The organism is Elusimicrobiota bacterium, from assembly GCA_026388075.1.
GTDB lineage: Bacteria > Elusimicrobiota > Endomicrobiia > Endomicrobiales > JAPLKN01 > JAPLKN01.
Map to the genome: position 1 here is coordinate 1 of JAPLKN010000034.1, position 18,142 is coordinate 18,142.

General features: G+C 39.1%; 16 protein-coding genes, 1 tRNA gene and 3 pseudogenes. All 20 read left to right on the forward strand.

Going from position 1 to position 18,142, the window contains the following annotated elements; all coding sequences use genetic code 11:
- On the forward strand, positions 1-953 hold a 953-nt coding region (locus tag NT145_01525; GenBank protein ID MCX5781376.1), incomplete at its 5' end, for a GAF domain-containing protein.
- Between the two features lie 109 nt (positions 954-1,062).
- Positions 1,063-2,565, forward strand: coding sequence for an apolipoprotein N-acyltransferase (gene lnt / locus NT145_01530; GenBank protein MCX5781377.1), 1,503 nt, complete (start codon positions 1,063-1,065; stop codon positions 2,563-2,565).
- A protein-coding gene (prfB, locus tag NT145_01535; protein MCX5781378.1) for a peptide chain release factor 2 occupies positions 2,558-3,662 on the forward strand; the annotation gives its coding sequence in 2 pieces (ribosomal slippage) (positions 2,558-2,623 and positions 2,625-3,662; 1,104 coding nt in all). Before lnt ends, prfB begins: the two co-directional genes overlap by 8 nt.
- A gap of 80 nt (positions 3,663-3,742) precedes the next feature.
- Positions 3,743-3,813, forward strand: a tRNA-Gly gene (locus NT145_01540).
- Between the two features lie 138 nt (positions 3,814-3,951).
- Complete coding sequence (locus NT145_01545) at positions 3,952-4,158, forward strand: hypothetical protein (GenBank protein MCX5781379.1); 207 nt, start codon at positions 3,952-3,954, stop codon at positions 4,156-4,158.
- A 30-nt stretch (positions 4,159-4,188) separates the two neighbouring features.
- Complete coding sequence (locus tag NT145_01550; GenBank protein ID MCX5781380.1) at positions 4,189-5,274, forward strand: hypothetical protein; 1,086 nt, start codon at positions 4,189-4,191, stop codon at positions 5,272-5,274.
- Between the two features lie 273 nt (positions 5,275-5,547).
- Positions 5,548-6,708 (forward strand): PhoH family protein, encoded by a 1,161-nt coding sequence (locus NT145_01555; GenBank protein MCX5781381.1) that lies wholly within the window; start codon positions 5,548-5,550, stop codon positions 6,706-6,708.
- Between the two features lie 85 nt (positions 6,709-6,793).
- The gene (locus NT145_01560; GenBank protein MCX5781382.1) at positions 6,794-7,645 is read left to right on the forward strand and encodes a PHP domain-containing protein; all 852 of its coding nucleotides are present in this window, start codon (positions 6,794-6,796) and stop codon (positions 7,643-7,645) included.
- 10 nt (positions 7,646-7,655) lie between these two features.
- On the forward strand, positions 7,656-8,534 hold the full coding sequence (locus tag NT145_01565) for a decaprenyl-phosphate phosphoribosyltransferase (protein ID MCX5781383.1): 879 nt from the start codon (positions 7,656-7,658) through the stop codon (positions 8,532-8,534).
- A gap of 6 nt (positions 8,535-8,540) precedes the next feature.
- Positions 8,541-9,221 (forward strand): response regulator, encoded by a 681-nt coding sequence (locus NT145_01570; GenBank protein ID MCX5781384.1) that lies wholly within the window; start codon positions 8,541-8,543, stop codon positions 9,219-9,221.
- Positions 9,218-10,939: an ATP-binding protein gene (locus tag NT145_01575; protein ID MCX5781385.1), complete on the forward strand. Its 1,722-nt coding sequence runs from the start codon at positions 9,218-9,220 to the stop codon at positions 10,937-10,939. Before NT145_01570 ends, NT145_01575 begins: the two co-directional genes overlap by 4 nt.
- Positions 10,940-11,080: 141 nt before the next feature.
- Positions 11,081-12,268, forward strand: a complete 1,188-nt coding sequence (locus tag NT145_01580) for an AAA family ATPase (protein MCX5781386.1) — start codon at positions 11,081-11,083, stop codon at positions 12,266-12,268.
- Positions 12,269-12,306: 38 nt separating this feature from the next.
- Positions 12,307-12,438: pseudogene (locus NT145_01585) on the forward strand (ATP-binding protein).
- A gap of 54 nt (positions 12,439-12,492) precedes the next feature.
- Positions 12,493-13,248 carry a methyltransferase domain-containing protein gene (locus tag NT145_01590; GenBank protein ID MCX5781387.1) on the forward strand — a complete coding sequence of 252 codons (756 nt, stop codon included), beginning with the start codon at positions 12,493-12,495 and terminating at the stop codon, positions 13,246-13,248.
- Positions 13,249-13,291: 43 nt separating this feature from the next.
- Positions 13,292-13,408 (forward strand): annotated as a pseudogene (locus tag NT145_01595) (ATP-binding protein).
- A 481-nt stretch (positions 13,409-13,889) separates the two neighbouring features.
- Complete coding sequence (locus NT145_01600) at positions 13,890-14,420, forward strand: Fic family protein (GenBank protein ID MCX5781388.1); 531 nt, start codon at positions 13,890-13,892, stop codon at positions 14,418-14,420.
- Between the two features lie 6 nt (positions 14,421-14,426).
- Positions 14,427-14,549: pseudogene (locus NT145_01605) on the forward strand (ATP-binding protein).
- A 231-nt stretch (positions 14,550-14,780) separates the two neighbouring features.
- Entirely contained in the window at positions 14,781-16,043 is a 1,263-nt protein-coding gene (locus NT145_01610) for a putative porin (protein ID MCX5781389.1), read from the forward strand.
- Between the two features lie 83 nt (positions 16,044-16,126).
- Positions 16,127-16,945 carry a phosphate ABC transporter substrate-binding protein gene (locus NT145_01615; protein MCX5781390.1) on the forward strand — a complete coding sequence of 273 codons (819 nt, stop codon included), beginning with the start codon at positions 16,127-16,129 and terminating at the stop codon, positions 16,943-16,945.
- Positions 16,946-17,290: 345 nt separating this feature from the next.
- On the forward strand, positions 17,291-18,142 hold an 852-nt coding region (gene pstC, locus NT145_01620), incomplete at its 3' end, for a phosphate ABC transporter permease subunit PstC (GenBank protein MCX5781391.1).

Genomic DNA, 18,142 nt, shown 5'->3' on the forward strand with positions numbered 1-18,142 from the left:
CTCAGCACAGAAAAGCCGCGGCATTATCTAAAAACGCTTACAGGGATGCAAGATTTAAGTCATTTCAAAATGTTCCTGAAGATAAATTTGAAGCTTTTCTTTCCGTTCCTATTATTTTAAAAGGAGAAACAATAGGCGTTATAAATCTTTTCAACAGAAGATCAAGGGTATTCAGCAAAAGTTTAATACGTCTTTTAAACAGCATCGCAAGCCAAATCGCTTTTGCGATAGAAAAACTGCGTTTTATGCATACGACAGAAAAAAGAACAAAACAGCTTGAGACAATCTCTCGGCTTTCAAGCAGCATGGTGTCGGATAATTATTTACAGGAAATATTACAGCTGATTGTAACGATGACTGCCCAGACAATGAACTCAAAAATATCTTCTTTACTGCTCTATAACGATAAAACTCAGGAACTTAAAATTGCCGCTACGCAGAGCCTTTCTGACGAGTACCGGAAAAAACCGGCTATTAAAGTGGGAGAATCTCTTTCCGGCAAAGCTCTTGAAATAAAAAAACCCGTAATATCTGTTGATGTAACAAAAGAGTCCGGGTATAATTACCCTGAGATTGCAAAAAAAGAGGGGCTCAAATCTATGCTTGCTGTGCCCATGCTGATTAAAGATAAGCGTATAGGAGTAATAAACTGCTACACGACAAAAGAACATATGTTTTCGGATGAGGAAATTGCCACTCTTCAAACAATAGCAAACCAATCAGCAATCGCAATAGAAAATACGAATCTTTTGGAAGAATATGAAAGCGCAAAAGAAGCGCTTGAAACAAGAAAAGTTATTGAAAGGGCAAAAGGTGTTTTGATGAAAGAAAGGCAAATCGGAGAAGACGAAGCATTTCATTTTATACAAAAACAAGCGATGAATCTGCGCCGCACAATGAGAGAAATCGCAGAAGCTATAATTTTATCTGAAGGACTCAAGAAACAACAGTAATTAGTGATTAGTAATTGGAAATTAGTAATAAAATTTTTTAAGTATAATAAATGAAAATGTCTTAATCATTATCTCATTACCAATCACTAATTACCAAAGAAACCTTCCAATGAAAAATAATAAAACCCTTAAAAACATCTTTTTAGTATTGTTGAGCGGAATACTGATCTTTTTGTCTTTTCCGTATTTTAATCTTTTTTTTCTTATCTGGTTAGCATTTGTTCCGCTGTTTTTCCTTATTAAACAGGAAAAAGATTTGTCTTTAGTTTTGTTTGTGTTTATTGCGGGATTGACGGCAAACATCGGGATATTTTACTGGATTTATCCGATGATAAAGTTTAACACTAAATCATGGATACAGGCATTTCTCTGCTTATTTATGCTGGCGTCATATTTGTCAATTTATTATGTTTTGTGGGCTTTATTATGCAAATATATTAAGAAATATTTTTCCAAATGGATATTTTGTTTTTTTGCGGCTGCTTTATGGGTGGCGCTGGAATACGGAAGAACGTATTTTTTGTCCGGATTTCCCTGGGCACTTTTGGGGTATTCACAATGGCGATATCTGCCTTTGATACAGATTTCAGAGTACACAGGAGTTTATGGCGTATCATTTCTAATAATTTTATGCAATGCTTTTCTTTTTCACTATATCAAAACAAGAAAAATATTAATGTTGGCGTTTTTCCTAACGGTGCCCATAGTTATTTCGGCAGCCGGAATGGGGGTTTTCAAAAAAACATATGTTTCTGATACTAAAATTAAAGTTGCTGTTCTGCAAGGAAATATTGACCAGTATAAGAAATGGAATATTTCTTATCAGAATGAAATTATTAATATATACACTAATCTTGTAAAAAAAGTATCTCTAGAAAAACCGGATGTCATAATATGGCCCGAAACGTCGGTTCCGGGATACCTGACAACTGACATTTTTCTCAAAAATTGGGTAGAAAATCTAATCAAAGAGAGTAAAACCTATCACATAATCGGGTCTCCGTATTTTGACGGCAGTAAATACTACAATTCAACTATTCTGTTTAATCCTGAAGGTAAGATAGAAGGAATACACAGAAAAAATCATCTGGTGCCTTTCGGGGAATATGTTCCGTTAAGAAAAATCTTTGAGCCTTTTTTTGGCGTTCTAAATACACTCGGGGATTTTTCCAGCGCGCAGGATTCAAAGCCTTTCATAATAAAAAATATTTCTTTCGGGACAACAATATGTTCTGAAAATTTCTTTGGGAGTATTGTCAGGAAATTTGTACAAAACGGGGCACAGATACTTGTAAACCAAACAAACGATGCCTGGTTTTTTAAGTCTGCTGCCGCGGACCAGCATTTTATAATGAACGTTTTCCGTGCAGTTGAAAATAGAAGACCTGTTATAGTGTGCGGCAATACGGGTGTTTCGGGCATAATAGGCGCGCGGGGAAAAATAATGAAGAGAACCGTATTATTTACGGAAGACTATTTTGTTTATGACGAAAAACCGTCCAGTATAAAAACTTTTTATTCCAACTACGGAGATATTTTTGCTCTCGCGTGTATAGGTTTTATTGTTTTAATAATGATCTTAAGCATAAAAAAGAAAGAATTATATCCATAGCGAGGTAAATATGATTGAAAAATTAAAAGAAAAGATTGACAGTTTAAGGGGGTCTCTTTGAAATAGATAAAAAGATAAAAGAAATAGAAGATCTTGAGAAAGTAATATCAAAACCTGATTTTTGGAATGATCAAAATAAAGCTAAAAGTGTAATGTCCCGCCTGAATCACATTAAGGATGACGTAAAATGCTGGAATGACCTGTCAAAAGAGATATCTGACCTTTTCGTTTTAAAGCAGCTTGCCGAAGAAGAAAATAATGATAATGCCCGTAAAGAAGTTGAAAACGATAGCGGCAAAATAAACGAAAAAATTAAATTGCTTGAAATTGAAACAAAGCTTTCCGGCGGGTTTGACAGAAATAATGCCATTGTTTCTATTCACGCCGGCGCAGGAGGCACGGAATCCTGTGACTGGGCAGAAATGCTTCTTAGAATGTATAAAAGATGGGCTGAGAAGAAAGGTTTTCCGATAGAAATAGTGGATATTCTTTCCGGAGATGAGGCGGGAATAAAAAGCGTGACTTTTTTTATTGAAGGAGAGTACGCTTACGGGCTGCTTCAATCGGAACTTGGAGTTCATCGTCTAGTAAGAATCTCGCCTTTTGACGCAAATAAAAGGAGGCACACGTCTTTTGCATCAGTGGATGTTTTACCGGAGATTGAAGAAGATATAGATATAACGATTGAAGAAAAGGATATCCGTGTTGATACCTACAGGGCATCGGGGCACGGGGGGCAATATCTCAACAAAACTGATTCCGCTGTCAGAATAACACATATACCTACTAATATTGTGGTGCAGTCTCAAAAAGAAAGGTCTCAACTTAAAAATAGAATTACAGCGATGAAGCTTTTAAAATCAAAATTGTATGAACTTGAACAGGAAAAGAAAAGGAAAGCTCTGGAAAGACATTACAATGAAAAAGGGGAAATTGCCTGGGGAAACCAGATAAGGTCTTATGTTTTTATGCCGTATCAGCTTGTAAAAGATCATCGTACAGGGCAGGAAGTTCCGCAGGTTGAAATAGTTATGGACGGGGAAATAGACTCATTCATTTCATCTTATTTGGAATGGAAACTTAAAAACAAGCAGTAAATTCAATTATATTTATGAATTTGACATGTAGTGAAAAAAGAGATAAAATTTATTAGATTTGGGTTCTTTTTTATTTATTTGCGGGCGTAGTCTAGTGGTAAAACCCTTGCTTCCCAAGCAAGAGATGTGGGTTCGATTCCCATCGCCCGCTGTTAGTTTTGATAAGGAGGGAATTCCGCCTAGGGCGGATAAACTCCGCCGACCCGCTTGCCCGCCGAAGCTGAGTCATCAATACGGCGGATAGCCGTGTTTTTTTGATGACGCGTTTAGCGAAGGTGGGAACGCCCCGATGAAACGGGGAATAAACGAGGGCGGCGGGCACGAGATGGTGAGAGCCCAATCCTTTAGATCACTTGGGGGAGAAGGATCCCCGTCTCCCGCTTTTTCAGAAAACAGTGACCAGTTAGCAGTTACCAGAAAAGATAAAAAGTTTTCCAAAATAAATGTAATCGAAGCCAATCAGATAAGAACTAGTTTTATTGCGTCCCTTGTCTAATAGAGCTTATGGCTCAAGAGTTAATTTTAAATGAAAAATACTATTAAATCCGATAAAAAATCTCTTCAAAAACAAGTTGCTCAAACCGCCAAAAAGGAAAAAGAGCTTTCTCCTGCCGAAAAAGTTTATTCGCAAGCAATAAAAGAAATCAGAGAATTCATTTCAAATATCCAAAAAGCGAAAACATCCCAAAAAGGATTGACTTATATTTCAGATTTGGTAAACCTTATTCGCGGGGGAAATCAGGAAATTATTGCTCTTGCCGATAAATCCACTCAAGATGCTTATTTATACGGTCATTGTGTTAATGTCTCAATTTTTTCAATTATTATCGGAGATGGTTTAAAATTTAATGTTGATAAGCTTGAAAGGCTCGGGACTTGCGCCGCATTGAAAAATATTGGCATGGTAAGGGTGATGGATATAGCCTCCAAAAACGGGTCCTTAAAAAAAGATGAGCTTGAAAAAATAAAGGAACATAAATCTTTCGGACAGGAAATGGTCAGGAATTTTCTTTGGATGAGCGAAGACTTGCAGGAACTGCTCCAAGGTATTATGGATAGAATTGAATTGTTCAAAACAGGCCCTAGTAATTCCATATCTTCTACTCTCAGCGAGGAATATGAATTTTCTCGTATAATTTTTGTTGCCGAAGTTTATGAAGCTATAACACATGCCCGTTCGTATAGGGATCGTTTTCTTCCGTATCCGACATTAAAGACAATGCAGGCGCTTATGCAAAACAATAAATTTGAGAAAAGCCTGCTGCCTCATGAAGCGCTCAGGACTATGCTTTATTTTGCCGTTCACGATTTTGATGCGGATATAATTAAGGTTTTTGTTGATAAAATATCTCTGTTTCCTCCCGGAAGTTTTGTTCGGCTTAATACTGATCAAATCGCAAAAGTTGTTTCTGTAAACAGAGGGATGCCCTCGCGCCCAACCGTCCTTCCGATAATTGATGCTGAAAGCAAAAGAATGCTTAACCAACACGCGATAAATCTTTCAGAAAATCAGTTGATATTTATTACGGAACCGATTGATGAAACAAAATTAAAAATCCAAGACCAGCAATGGAAGGAAGAACTTATATCAAGCCGATGGTGGAACGAGTAACCTATTTTTCAAAAAGACGTTAACAAAAAAAGTTGTTCAGATTCGCACCGCGCCTGCCGGCGGGCAGGGAAAACCCCCGGCTTCTGAGACTGTGGCATAACCGCTAAAATTAGCCCCTTTTGTCATGCTGAATTTATTTCAGCATCCTGTATTCCGGCCATGACGAGATCCCGAATCCCACCCAAGGCGGGCAGGCAAGTTCGGGATGACAGCAAACGGGAATATGACACAGTCTCTTCTCACGGCGGAGTTTCAGTTCAAAGGAGAAAAGCGTTGAAAACGTTTGTTTTGGATACCAATGTATTATTGCATGATCCTGAAGCTATGAATTCTTTCAAAAACAGCAAGGTAATTATACCGATGGTTCTCAGGATAGAACTTGACCATCAAGTAGATTTACCAAACGAATTTGTTTTTAACAAAATTGATCATCATATTCTTGGAATTGCCCAGATGCTTCAGAAAAAAGGTGAAACTGTCGTATTTATTACCAAAGATATAAATTTAAGAATTAAAGCCGAGGCTCTCGGGATTGAAACGCAGGACTATGAAAAAGAAAAAGTGAAAATTGAAGAATTATATTCCGGATGGCGGGAAATAAAACTTCCGGCAGAAAAAATTGACGATTTTTATAAAAACGGGAAATTAGTGGTAAAAAATGGTTATAATCCGAATGAAGGATTATTAATTAAATCGGAAAATGGTTCCACAAAAAGCGCGTTAGCAAAATATAGCGTATCGGACAAAGCCTTGATCCCTCTTTTTCATATAAATGCAACTCCGTGGGGATTAAAAGCTTTAAATATGGAACAGCGTTTTGCGATGGAGCTTCTCCTTTGTAATGATGTAAGTCTTGTTACTCTGGTCGGAATCCCCGGCGCGGGTAAAACTTTGCTGGCTTTAGCTTGCGGCCTGCAAAAAACTGTTGAAGAAAGACAGTTTAGAAGGCTCTTTATAGCTAAGCCCGTAATACCTATGGGCAGGGATATCGGATTTCTTCCCGGCACAAAAGAGGAAAAACTAACTTCCTGGATGGGCGCGATTCACGATAATTTAGAATTTTTGGTTGACAGGAATCATACGGATGAAAAAACTGAAGAAAAAATTCAGTATTTTTTTACTACCGGACAAATTGAAATAGAATCATTAACCTTTATACGGGGAAGGTCTTTGCCGAACCAGTATATAATTATTGACGATGCCCAAAACCTTACGCCGCATGAAGTTAAAACCATAATTTCGCGGGCAGGAGCAGGAACAAAGATTGTTTTAACCGGGGATCCTTATCAGATTGACAATCCTTACCTGGATGCGTCTTCAAACGGGCTGACATATATTGTGGAACGATTTAAAGGCCAAAAAATATTCGGGCATTTAAATTTTGCCAAAAGCGAACGGTCCGAACTAGCCTCGCTTGCGGCTGAACTGCTTTAACAGAAGTGATTGGTTATTAGTTCATAGTAATTAGTTAAGACTTTTCAAATTACTAATCACAAATTACTAATTTCTGGAAATAAGAATGGATGAAATATACGTAGATTTACATGTACATACAAATTTTTCGGATGGGACATTCACCCCTAAGGAAGCGGTAGATTTTGCAAAGGAAGCCGGTTTATCTGCCATTAGTATAACCGATCACGATACAGTTGACGGAATCCCTTTTGCTTTAGAAGAAGGGAAAAAGAAAAATCTTGAAATTATTCCCGGCGTTGAACTTTCTTGCGAGGTTGAAAATCAACAGGGAAGTGAAATGCATATACTCGGTTATTACATGGACTGGAAAGATAATAAATTCAATGAATTCTTGAAAGTATTTAGAAAAGCGCGGCATGAAAGAGCCGAAAAAATATTTAAGAAGCTGGAAGGGATCGGTATTTCAATTAAGAAAGAAGTGTTAGAACGGATTTCCGGAGAAGGGACTATCGGCAGGCTTCATTTTGCAAAGGCTATTGTTGAATCAGGTTTTGCCAAAAGTATTCAGGAAGTATTTCAAAAATATCTTAGCGTGGATAAACCGGCATATGTGCCGAAATATAAACTTTCGCCTGAAGACGGAATAAAAATGATTAAAGATGCCGGCGGCATAGCGGTTTTAGCGCATCCTTACTATATGCATTACAGCAACCGTGAACTGATAAAAGACCTTATCACGGCAGGGCTTGAAGGAATAGAAGTCTGGCACAGCAGGCATTCGCCTTCTTCAATCCGGACTTTTAAGCAAATTGCCAATGATCTGCATTTGATTTCAACCGGCGGCTCGGATTGTCACGGGCCGTACGGCCAGGAATCCGCATTGATGGGAACAATAAAGGTTCCATACAGTGTTGTGAATGATTTGAAAAAATTAAAAGAACGAATTAACGTTTAAAAGGGGTATTATGAAAGTATTTAAAAACTTTTTTGAAAGCATGCGTCCCAAGCAGTGGATAAAAAATCTGTTTATTTTTGCCGGAATTTTATTTTCAAAGAATTTTTTTGATATAGGAATGCTTAGCGTTGCAATCAGTGCATTTATAGTATTTTGTCTTTTATCAGGAGCGGTATATATAATTAACGATATTTTTGACAAGGAACAAGATAAAAAGCATCCTCTAAAGGCAAAAAGGCCGATTGCCTCGGGTAAATTGCAGATAAACATGGCTTTAGGCGGCGCCTTAATTTTAATAGTGATTTCTCTGGGCGTTTCTCTTATACTTAATGTGAATTTTTTCTGGGCGGCATTGATTTATTTAATAATTCAGCTGGGATATTCTTTTTATTTTAAGAAAGAAGTTATTCTTGATGTTTTTTTTATTGCGGCTGGCTTTGTGCTAAGAGTAATTGCGGGTGCTGAAGTTATAGATGTTGAAATTTCAAAATGGTTGATTATTTCAACAATAGCTATTTCTCTTTTTCTGGCTTTAGTAAAACGCCGTCATGAAATAGAGATTTTGGCAAAAGGGGCGCGCCAGCACAGAAAAGTCCTTGATGAATATAGCTCCACATATTTGTTAGATCAGATGATTTCTGTCGTTACGGCGTTTACCATTATTTGTTATACGCTTTATACTATATCACCCGAAACAGTTTACAAGTTTGGAACGGAAAATCTAATTTTTACCATCCCGTTTGTTTTATACGGAATTTTACGCTATCTTTACCTTGTCCACAAAAAGGGAGAAGGCGGGAACCCCGAAAAAATATTGGTTTCTGACAAGCCGTTGCTTGTAAATATTCTTTTATGGGTCATCGCTTCAGCTGTAATTATCTACAAATAGGTTTCTATGAACAATTTCATTGCCATAGTTGAAGATGAAGAAGATATTGCAGAATTAATAGCAGTAAATCTTTCCAAAAGCGGATATAAAACTAAAGTTTTCCACGAAGCCAAACCTTTTCTGCTTTCAATTAGAAAAAACTTACCTGACCTTATTATTCTTGATCTCATGCTCCCTGATGCCGACGGCCTTGAACTATGTAAAAATTTAAAAAGAGAAGATCAGTTTTCAAAAATTCCTATCATAATGCTTACTGCAAAAGCTGAAGAAACCGATAAAATTCTCGGCCTTGAGATTGGCGCTGATGATTATATAACAAAACCTTTTTCGCCAAGAGAACTGGTTGCGCGTGTTAAAGCTGTGCTTCGCCGCGGCCAGCAAAAGAGTGAAGAAAGAAAAAAGAAATCAAAAGATTTAATTGAAATTGACAAAGAAAAGCATTCGGTTCTTATTGCAAGGAAACCCGTAAATCTTACGGTAACCGAATTTAAGATATTGGAACTCCTTTTATCCAAAAGGGGATATGTGTTTCCAAGGGAAAAAATACTGGACTATGTCTGGGGGGAAGAAATAGTGGTAGTGGATAGAACGGTAGATGTTCATATTAGGCATTTGCGCAAAAAACTTATGTCCGCTGGAAAGCTTATAAAAAGCATTCACGGAGTCGGTTATAAATTAGAAGAATGAAAAAAAGAATTTTTTTTAAACTCTATTCAGGCTTTCTTACTGTTACGCTGATCCTTTCAGGTTTGATACTTCTAGTCACATATATAGAAATTAGATACACTTATGTTAAAGCGGTTGGGCGCGATCTTGTAAATGTGGTAAATGCTCTGAATTTATCAGTAACTCCGCTTTTCAGAACAAAAGACCTTAAACCCTATCTTGCTAAACTTGATGAACAACTTCAGGAACGGATCACCGTTATCTCGCCTGACGGAACAGTAATTTTTGATACCCAAAAAGACCAGTCAGAAATGGTTAACCATAAATCAAGGCCAGAAGTTGCTGAAGCTCTAAAGGGAAATACCGGAACTGCTGTTCGCTTCAGCAAAACTCTTCAGAAAGACATGTTGTATGCTGCCGTACCTATCAAAAAGAATGGTGAAATAGAAGGTGTCTTAAGGGTATCTCGAGCACTGAGCAGTATAAACACTCTTATTAATGTGCTTGAATATAAAATTGTCCTTTTAACTTTATTTGTAATAATTATTGCATTGGTATCCGGGTTTTTAGTATTCCGTCGATTGGTTCGCCCAATAATTGAAATGCGTAATGCAGCCCATATACTTGCCTCAGGCGATTTCAGCGCCCGGGTTCATGCGGGGCTTGAATATTCTGAAACTAAGGAGCTATCAGATACTTTTAACAGTATGGCCGAAAAAATAGAATCTCTCTTTTTGGGTTTGACTGATCGCACTCAGAAACTGGATGCTCTGATATCTTCATTGTACGAAGAACTGTTTGTTTTCTCAAAAGACGGCAAAATAACGCTTGCAAATAAACGGTTCAAAGAAACCGTAAAAGATACGGGCTGTGAAGGGCGTTATTATTGGGAATATTTCCGCGATACCGGATTTGAACAGCTTGTTAAAACCGCGCATGAAACGAAGGTGAACTCATTTGGGGAAATGGAATTTTCCGGCAACACTTTTCTTATCAGTATTTCCGCGCTTTCGGCAAGCGGTGATACGGTGGTAATTATGCATAACATAACTGCCGAAAGAAACCTTGAAAAAATAAAAAGAGATTTTGTTGCCAATGTTTCCCATGAATTAAGGACGCCGCTTACCGCTATCAAAGGATTTGTGGAAACAATGGAAGGCGATGTATCCGAAGCTAATAAGCGTTACCTGGGGATAATAAAGAAACATGCAGAAAGGCTCATCAATATCGTAGCCGATCTTTTAACGCTTTCAGAACTAGAAGAAAAGAAATTATCGCTTGAATCAGGAGAGGTTGACCTTGAAAAACTCATTGATGATGTGGTTAGCATGTTTCAGCCGAAAATTTCAGAGAAAAAGCTTCAGGTTAAAGTAAACAGCGATGCAAAGCTTCCGCATATTTCAGGCGATATATTCAGACTTGAACAACTTTTTGTAAATCTAATTGACAATGCCGTGAAATATACTGACAAGGGGAAGATTAGCATTAATCTTTCTTTACTTGAAAATAAAATTATAGTCACAGTTGAAGATACAGGAATCGGCATCCCCAAAGAACACCTGCCAAGAGTTTTTGAGCGCTTTTATGTCGCGGATAGAGGCCGCTCAAAAAAGTCCGGCGGGACAGGTCTTGGCCTCGCCATCGTTAAACACATCGCAATGCTTCACCACGGGGCTGTAGATGTGGAAAGCACCCTCAGCATCGGCACGAAATTTACAGTGTCTTTGCCGATAAAATAATCGTATCAAATTATGAGGGATTAACATATATGATCGCATCAAAACTTTAGGCGATTACCGCAAGAGCGCTTGACACCAAAAAATTATAATACTTGACAAAACTCATTATTATGAGTATAATCACTCACAGAGGTGAGCAAATTGTATAAAAGAAAGATATTTAATTCATTTTTCAATAGGATTAATGAACAGAGGAAGTTTATCCAAGTCCTTGTAGGGCCGAGACAGATAGGTAAAACAACACTTGTAAGGCAGGTAATAGAGCATTTGGATTTCCAAAGCCACTATGCTTCCGCTGATGCTGTTGGGGTAAATTCGGATGCATGGATAGAACAGCAGTGGGAGGTAACGCGTACAAAGGCAAGTACAGAAAATAGAAAAGTTCTATTGGTCCTTGATGAGATACAAAAAATACCTGCCTGGTCCGAAAAAGTGAAAAAGTTGTGGGAAGAAGACACAGCAAGGAAAAATAATATCCTTGTAATTTTGCTTGGTTCATCTCAGTTATTGCTTCAAAAAGGCCTTACAGAAAGCCTTGCCGGAAGATTTGAAATTTCTTATCTAATGCACTGGCCTTATGAAGAAATGAAAGACGCTTTCGGGTTTACCTTGGATGAATATATATTTTTTGGAGGGTATCCCGGTTCGGCGGGTTTGATAAAAGAAGAAAATAGGTGGAGAAACTACATTATAGATTCATTGGTAGAAACCGCAATTTCAAAAGATATTCTTATGATGACAAGGGTAGATAAACCTGCTCTTTTAAGGAGGGTGTTTGACCTTGGCTGTAATTATTCAGGCCGTATATTATCTTATCAGAAAATGCTCGGGCAACTGCAAGATGCAGGCAATACTATAACAGTTGCTCATTACCTCAGGCTTTTGGAGCAAGCGGGGCTTATTGCCGGATTAGAGAAGTTTTCTATGCAAAAGGTCCGGCAAAAATCTTCAAGCCCAAAGCTTCAGGTTATGGATAACGCTTTGTTCAGTGCACATTTAGGCGCAAATTTTTCTGAAATAAGGTCTGTACCGGAAAAATGGGGGCGAATGGTTGAATCTTGTATCGGTCAAAAACTCATTAACGAGACAAAAGGCAAAGATATAAAAGTATTTTATTGGAGTGGCCGAAACAGGGAAGTGGATTTTGTCCTATCATATGGGGAAAAAATAATAGCAATTGAAGTCAAAAGCGGGGCAAGGAGAACATCTTTGCAGGGTTTGGAAGTTTTTTCTAAAGAGTTTAAAGTTTATAAAACATTACTAGTTGGTAAGGAAGGCATTCCTCTTGAAGATTTTTTATTAATGCCATTAGAAAAATTGTTTGAGTAGTTGTTTTTGAATGGTTCGCTTGATATCTGTTATGGCAAAAAAAGTCCGGCGGGACAGGTCTTGGCCTCGCCATCGTTAAACACATCGCAATGCTTCACCACGGGGCTGTAGATGTTGAAAGCACTTTGGGAATAGGAACTAAATTTACCGTAGAATTGCCAATAAGGTAAGCACCCCTGGGAATCTTCCGATGTACGTTTGTGTAAAACAAAAAGGGAATTGAGATGAAAGAATGGTATGAAGAACTGTTTGCTAATTACGCAAAAACTTATGAAAAAGAGGTTTTCACACAAGGGACCATTCAGGAAGTAGGTTTTATTGAAAAAGAGATAAAGCGCAACAAACGCGTAAAAATACTGGATGTGGGTTGCGGTACCGGCAGGCATTCCGTAGAGCTTGCCAAACGCGGATATAAAGTAACCGGCATAGATCTTTCACCTTCTCAACTAAAGGCCGCTGCCGAAAAAGCCAAAGCCGCCAGGGTAAAAGTAAAGTTTTTGCGAAAGGATGCCCGCAATTTCAGCTTTAAAGATAAGTTCGGCCTTGTTATTATGCTTTGCGAGGGCGGATTTTCACTTATGGAAACGGACGAAGAGAACTACCGCATACTCTATAACTGCTCAAAAGCGCTTAAAAAAGGCGGCAAGCTTATTTTTACAACATTGAACGCTCTTTTTCCGCTGGTAAATTTGCTTAAAAAGTTTTATAAAAAAGGAGCCGTTACAACCAGCACAACAAAGCTTTCTTTTGATATTTCCGAGCTTCGCGAAAAATCCGTTTTAAAGATCCGCGACGATTCGGGAAATAAAAAGATTCTTAAAACCAATGAGCGTTATTATATGCCCTCAGAGCTAACCTGGATGCTTAAATCGCTGGGTTTCAGGAAAACAGATATATTTGGCTGTACGGTCGGCAATTTCAGTAGGAAAGCGGAACCGTCGCCAAACGAATTCGAACTGCTCGTGATAGCGGAAAAGTGAGATGCCATCCCAGATACCGCGTCCGGGATGGCTGTATAGGAAAAGCGGCCTCGGCCTAGTGATAGTTAAACATATCGCGATGCTCCATAAAGGCAGTGTAGATGTCGAAAGCACCCCCGGCCTCGGAACCAAGTTTACGGTGACACTACCGGTAAAATAGGACATAATTTATACAAGTACTTGACATATGATAGGACATATGGTATATTATTAGCGATGTAATACGCAGGATATATGTCCTATGTGCCAAGGAGAAGACAAAAATGAAATTCAAGCAAACAGACAAGGAAAAGCTGCTTAAAATTCTTGCCGAAACAAATATATCCCGTTCAGAACTTGCAAAAAAATTGGAAGTCCCGTATAAAACTGTCTATCGCTGGCTGGATAAAGATGTTAAGCCTCATCCGAGGCAATCCAACGACATAGATCAGCTTTTTAAAGAGTATGTGGATCAAAGAACCGTAGTATATGACCTCAAAAAGAAAATCCCGGATCCGATAAAGCTTCTTAAAGCTAATAAAGAACTAAAGAATACCTTATTTCTTCAAATGACTTATGATTCCAATGCCATCGAAGGGAGTCGGATGACCAAAAAAGAGACTCAAAAAGCTTTTGATGGGGAAAAAGTTCCGGGAAAAGAAATGTTTGAGGTATTTGAGGCTGTTAATCACCGGAATGCTTTACAGTATGTTCTGGATACTATTAAACCCAATTTCCAGATCACCAAAGAGTACATCCTTAAACTTCACGAAATCGTAATGTATAATTTCAATAATAAGCTTCCGGGAAAATACAGGAACGGTTATGTAAATCTTACCAACACGGAAAAAAAGCTTCCTTCGGCCCATGAAGTGCCACTTAAAATGGGGAAGTTTATTGGTAAAGTAAACGAATATGGCGATGATGTTATCGGCAAGATCGCCAGAGGCCATTATGAGTTTGAAGCGATCCATCCTTTTTTTGATGGCAACGGAAGGGTTGGACGTTTGATAATGTTAACACAATGTTTGAGTAAAGGACTTGCTCCCGCAATTATCAAGGTGGAACACAGATACGCTTATTATATGGCTTTAGGCAAAGGCGATGAAGGCGATTTTAAGAATATAGTGCAAATGATCTGTGAAAGTATTTTGGAAGGATACAATCTTTTTTCTGAAGTATTAGAAGATTAGTTGAGCGGGACAGGCCTCGGCCTTGCAATAGTTAAACATATCGCCATGCTTCACCACGGGACCGTAGATGTAGAGAGCACCCTCGGCCTCGGAACGAAGTTTACAGTCACTCTTCCGATTCAACCCTAAGAATCTCTAAACATCCTTAACAAAAACTTAATCCTTCGGCTTAGCTCAGGATTAACATAATCTTAACAATTCCTTTATTAAACCTTAACACTACTTTTCTATACTATTCCTGTAATCAAGCGAAATTGGTCGGAAAAAAATTGGTGTTCCCGGGGAGGGCATTAGAATAGAAATTAGTAATTAGTGATGAGTAATTAGTAGTAGATTCGAAAACGAATTAAGGAGGAAAAAATGAAAAGAGTATTATGGATTTTAATTTCGTGCATAGTTTTAATGTCAAACAAAGTATCATTCGCATCAGAAATTGATATGCTGGTGAATAAACTTGCCGAAAAGAATTTGATAACATATGGCGAGGCTCAGCAGATCATAACGGAATCCAAAGAAACGGTAAGAAAAGAAATCGCGATGGGCAAAGCGGAAACGATGCCTGCATGGATCCAGAACCTTTCAATTAAAGGCGACTTGCGATTACGCCATCAGGTTGACTGGGATTCATCAAAGTCTTACGCGAGAATTAGGGAACGACTTCGTTTAAGGACCGGGTTCGAAACAAGAGTGGTTGAAAATGTGAAAGCAGGGTTTGGGATCGCTACGGGATCTGAAAGCACTGATCTTGTTACTTCGACATCTTCAACTTCAGGATATGCTATTTCGGATGCAGAATGTACTTCAACAAACCATACTTTTGCAGGGCTTGGAAAGGCAATGTTAATGGTTGATTATGCTTACCTTCAGTATGAGCCTGTAAGCTGGATTACTATAACCGGCGGCAAAATGAAATCGGGAACGGAAGTATGGAACACTACTGACCTTCTCTGGGATACGGATATCAACCCGGACGGTGTTGCCGTAAATGTAAACAAAAGCATTAACGAAAAACTGGGTATTCTGTTAAATGGCAGCTGGCTTGCATTTGGTGAAAAGAGTTCTACCCTAAATGCTCCGGATGCATACATTATTCAGCCCGGCGTAAGCTATATGCCGGCCTCAAACATCAGTATCAAGGCTGCGTATGCTGTGCAATCGCTTAATGTAAACGGTAAGAAGATCAGCAGCTTTTTAGGCACGCCTGCATTTGATTATAATGCGTCTAATATAAGTTTGGAAGCGAAAATGTCAGACGTCTATGCCGGATACTGTGTAAAGCTGTACGGGGATACGGTATCAAACGGGGATTCGAAAGTAACTAAAGATAAAGAGGGGCATGTTTACGGAATTAAAATCGGCGATGACAAAGTGTCGGAATTCGGCAAATGGGAATTGGTGTACCTGGACCGCTATATGGAAACAAACGCTTGGCTCAGCAAACTTGAAGATTCCGATTCTTACGGCGGCGTAACAAATCAGAAGGGATACGAAATAATATTCAATATGGGTTTAACGAAATCTTTGGTGCTAGGTATTGACTACTATTCAATGGACAAAATCACCGGCGCAACAAAGACTACGCCGAAACAGCTGGCGCAGGTGGATATGGTTTATAAGTTCTAATAAGGCAGTAATGAGTAATGAGTGATGAGTTCATAGTTTGTAGAAAAGGCAAAACCAAACGCCCAAAGGGCGAGGAGGAAAAAATGAAGATTTTAAAAATATTGTTAGCAGGTTTGATGGTTTGTTCAGCCGCAAACTTAAGTTCATTTGCAGCGAAAAAGGAAAAGATAGTGTGTGAAGGTTCAACCACTGTGCTTCCCATTGCCCAGGCAGCAGCCGAAGAGTTCATGGCGAAGTTTGAAGGCGATATCAGCGTGCGAGGCGGAGGTTCGGGTGTAGGACTGGCTTCATTGATAGATAAAAAATGCGATATTTGCAATTCTTCAAGGCCGATAAAAGATGCTGAACTTCAAAAAGCTGCAGGAAGGGGAATTGATGTTAAAGCAAATGTTATTGCGATGGACGGCATAGCGGTAATAGTAAACCCTTCAAATATGGTTAATGGTTTGAGCAAAAAACAAATTGAAGATATTTTTACGGGTAAAATATCTTACTGGTCTAAAGCCGGCGGCGCAAACCAAAAAATTGTGGTAATTTCCCGCGACTCTGCATCCGGAACATTTGAAGCCTTCGGAACACTTGCTCTTAGCGGAAAAAAGGTCCGTTCAGATGCCTTGATGCAGGCATCCAACCAGGCTGTTGCAGGAATTGTCGCAAAAACGACAGGTGCGATAGGATATATCGGGCATGGATACATCAACTCAACGGTTAAAGCTGTTCCGATTAATGGCATTGATGCTAATACTAAAACAATTCTTTCAGGAAAATATCCTTATTCTCGGCCGTTATTTATGTACACTGACGGGCCGGCAAAGGGTCTTGCAAAGGATTTTATTGAGTTTATTTTAAGCGCTGAAGGGCAGAAGATTGTTGAAGAACAGGGGTTTGTGGCTTTGAAGTAGGCAAAAGCACCTACGGGGTGGCCTTTAGGACTCCCCGCAGGTGGGACAGGTTTTGATGACCGAAACCACCCCCGAGGAATTCATTCGACAAGCTCATGACCACCTCGGGGGTGCAAAGACGGAACGGCTCAAGAGCGGAAAAGTGTCTAGCCGGGTGCATCGAAAGGTAAAAATGGGAACACCTCCTTGCACCTGGCTTAGGTATTTGAAGTAAAAACGCTAAGATAACTTTTGGTATAATTAGACTCCCTGGAGATGGATTGGGTTTTTAAGTTAACCATGCCCACCCCCGAGGAGTTCATTCGACAACCTCATAGCCACCTTGGGGGTGTAAGGCGCACAAATATGAAAAGAATTAAGGAAAATATCTATAAGTGGGTTTTTAGTGTAATCGCATTTTCATCGCTGATATTTCTTGTAGGCATAATTTATGTCTTGTTCAGAGAAGGAGTGCCTTTTTTTAAAGAAGTGGGATTATTTAAGTTCATTCTAGGCAGAAACTGGTACCCTACTTATGATCCTCCGGAGTATGGAGTTCTGCCGATTATTCTTGGTTCTGTGTGGGTAACGGTCGGCGCGATGGTGGTTTCTGTGCCTTTAGGAATCGGGAGTGCTTTATATATTCACGAGCTTGCAGGTCCCCGCCAAAAAGCAATACTTAAACCTATGGTTGAAATCCTTGCGGCAATACCGTCTATAGTGTTTGGTTTTTTCGGTATGCTTATTGTTGCTCCGTTTGTTCAGAAATTATTCAATTTGCCGACCGGGCTTTGTGCGCTTACAGCAAGCGTCGTTTTGGGCATTATGGCTGTTCCTACTATTTCAAGCATTGCTGATGACGCGCTTAGTTTTGTACCTAGAAGTTTCCGCGAGGCATCGTTTGCGTTGGGCGCAAACAGGTGGCAAACGCTGACAAAAGTAATAATTCCTGCGGCAGGGTCGGGCATTTCTACATCAATAATTCTGGGTATGAGCAGAATAGTCGGTGAAACGATGACGGTTTTGATGGTGGCAGGCGGGGCTGCGGTAATACCAAAATCTTTTCTTGATCCTGTCAGGCCGATGACATCAACAATCGCCGCAGAAATGGGGGAATCTGTGGTAGGAAGCACTCATTACCAGTCGTTATTTGCCATAGGGCTTATTCTTTTTATGACTACTCTCATTTTAAATATTATTGCTGAAATGATTTCACGG

Excerpts from the sequence above, each read along its gene's own strand:
- lnt (MCX5781377.1), top strand. The coding sequence starts at position 1,063 with ATGAAAAATAATAAAACCCTTAAAAACATCTTTTTAGTATTGTTGAGC.
- NT145_01545 (MCX5781379.1), top strand. The coding sequence starts at position 3,952 with ATGAAACGGGGAATAAACGAGGGCGGCGGGCACGAGATGGTGAGAGCC.
- NT145_01550 (MCX5781380.1), top strand. The coding sequence starts at position 4,189 with ATGAAAAATACTATTAAATCCGATAAAAAATCTCTTCAAAAACAAGTT.
- NT145_01560 (MCX5781382.1), top strand. The coding sequence starts at position 6,794 with ATGGATGAAATATACGTAGATTTACATGTACATACAAATTTTTCGGAT.
- NT145_01565 (MCX5781383.1), top strand. The coding sequence starts at position 7,656 with ATGAAAGTATTTAAAAACTTTTTTGAAAGCATGCGTCCCAAGCAGTGG.
- NT145_01570 (MCX5781384.1), top strand. The coding sequence starts at position 8,541 with ATGAACAATTTCATTGCCATAGTTGAAGATGAAGAAGATATTGCAGAA.
- NT145_01575 (MCX5781385.1), top strand. The coding sequence starts at position 9,218 with ATGAAAAAAAGAATTTTTTTTAAACTCTATTCAGGCTTTCTTACTGTT.
- NT145_01590 (MCX5781387.1), top strand. The coding sequence starts at position 12,493 with ATGAAAGAATGGTATGAAGAACTGTTTGCTAATTACGCAAAAACTTAT.
- NT145_01600 (MCX5781388.1), top strand. The coding sequence starts at position 13,890 with ATGTTTGAGGTATTTGAGGCTGTTAATCACCGGAATGCTTTACAGTAT.
- NT145_01610 (MCX5781389.1), top strand. The coding sequence starts at position 14,781 with ATGAAAAGAGTATTATGGATTTTAATTTCGTGCATAGTTTTAATGTCA.
- NT145_01615 (MCX5781390.1), top strand. The coding sequence starts at position 16,127 with ATGAAGATTTTAAAAATATTGTTAGCAGGTTTGATGGTTTGTTCAGCC.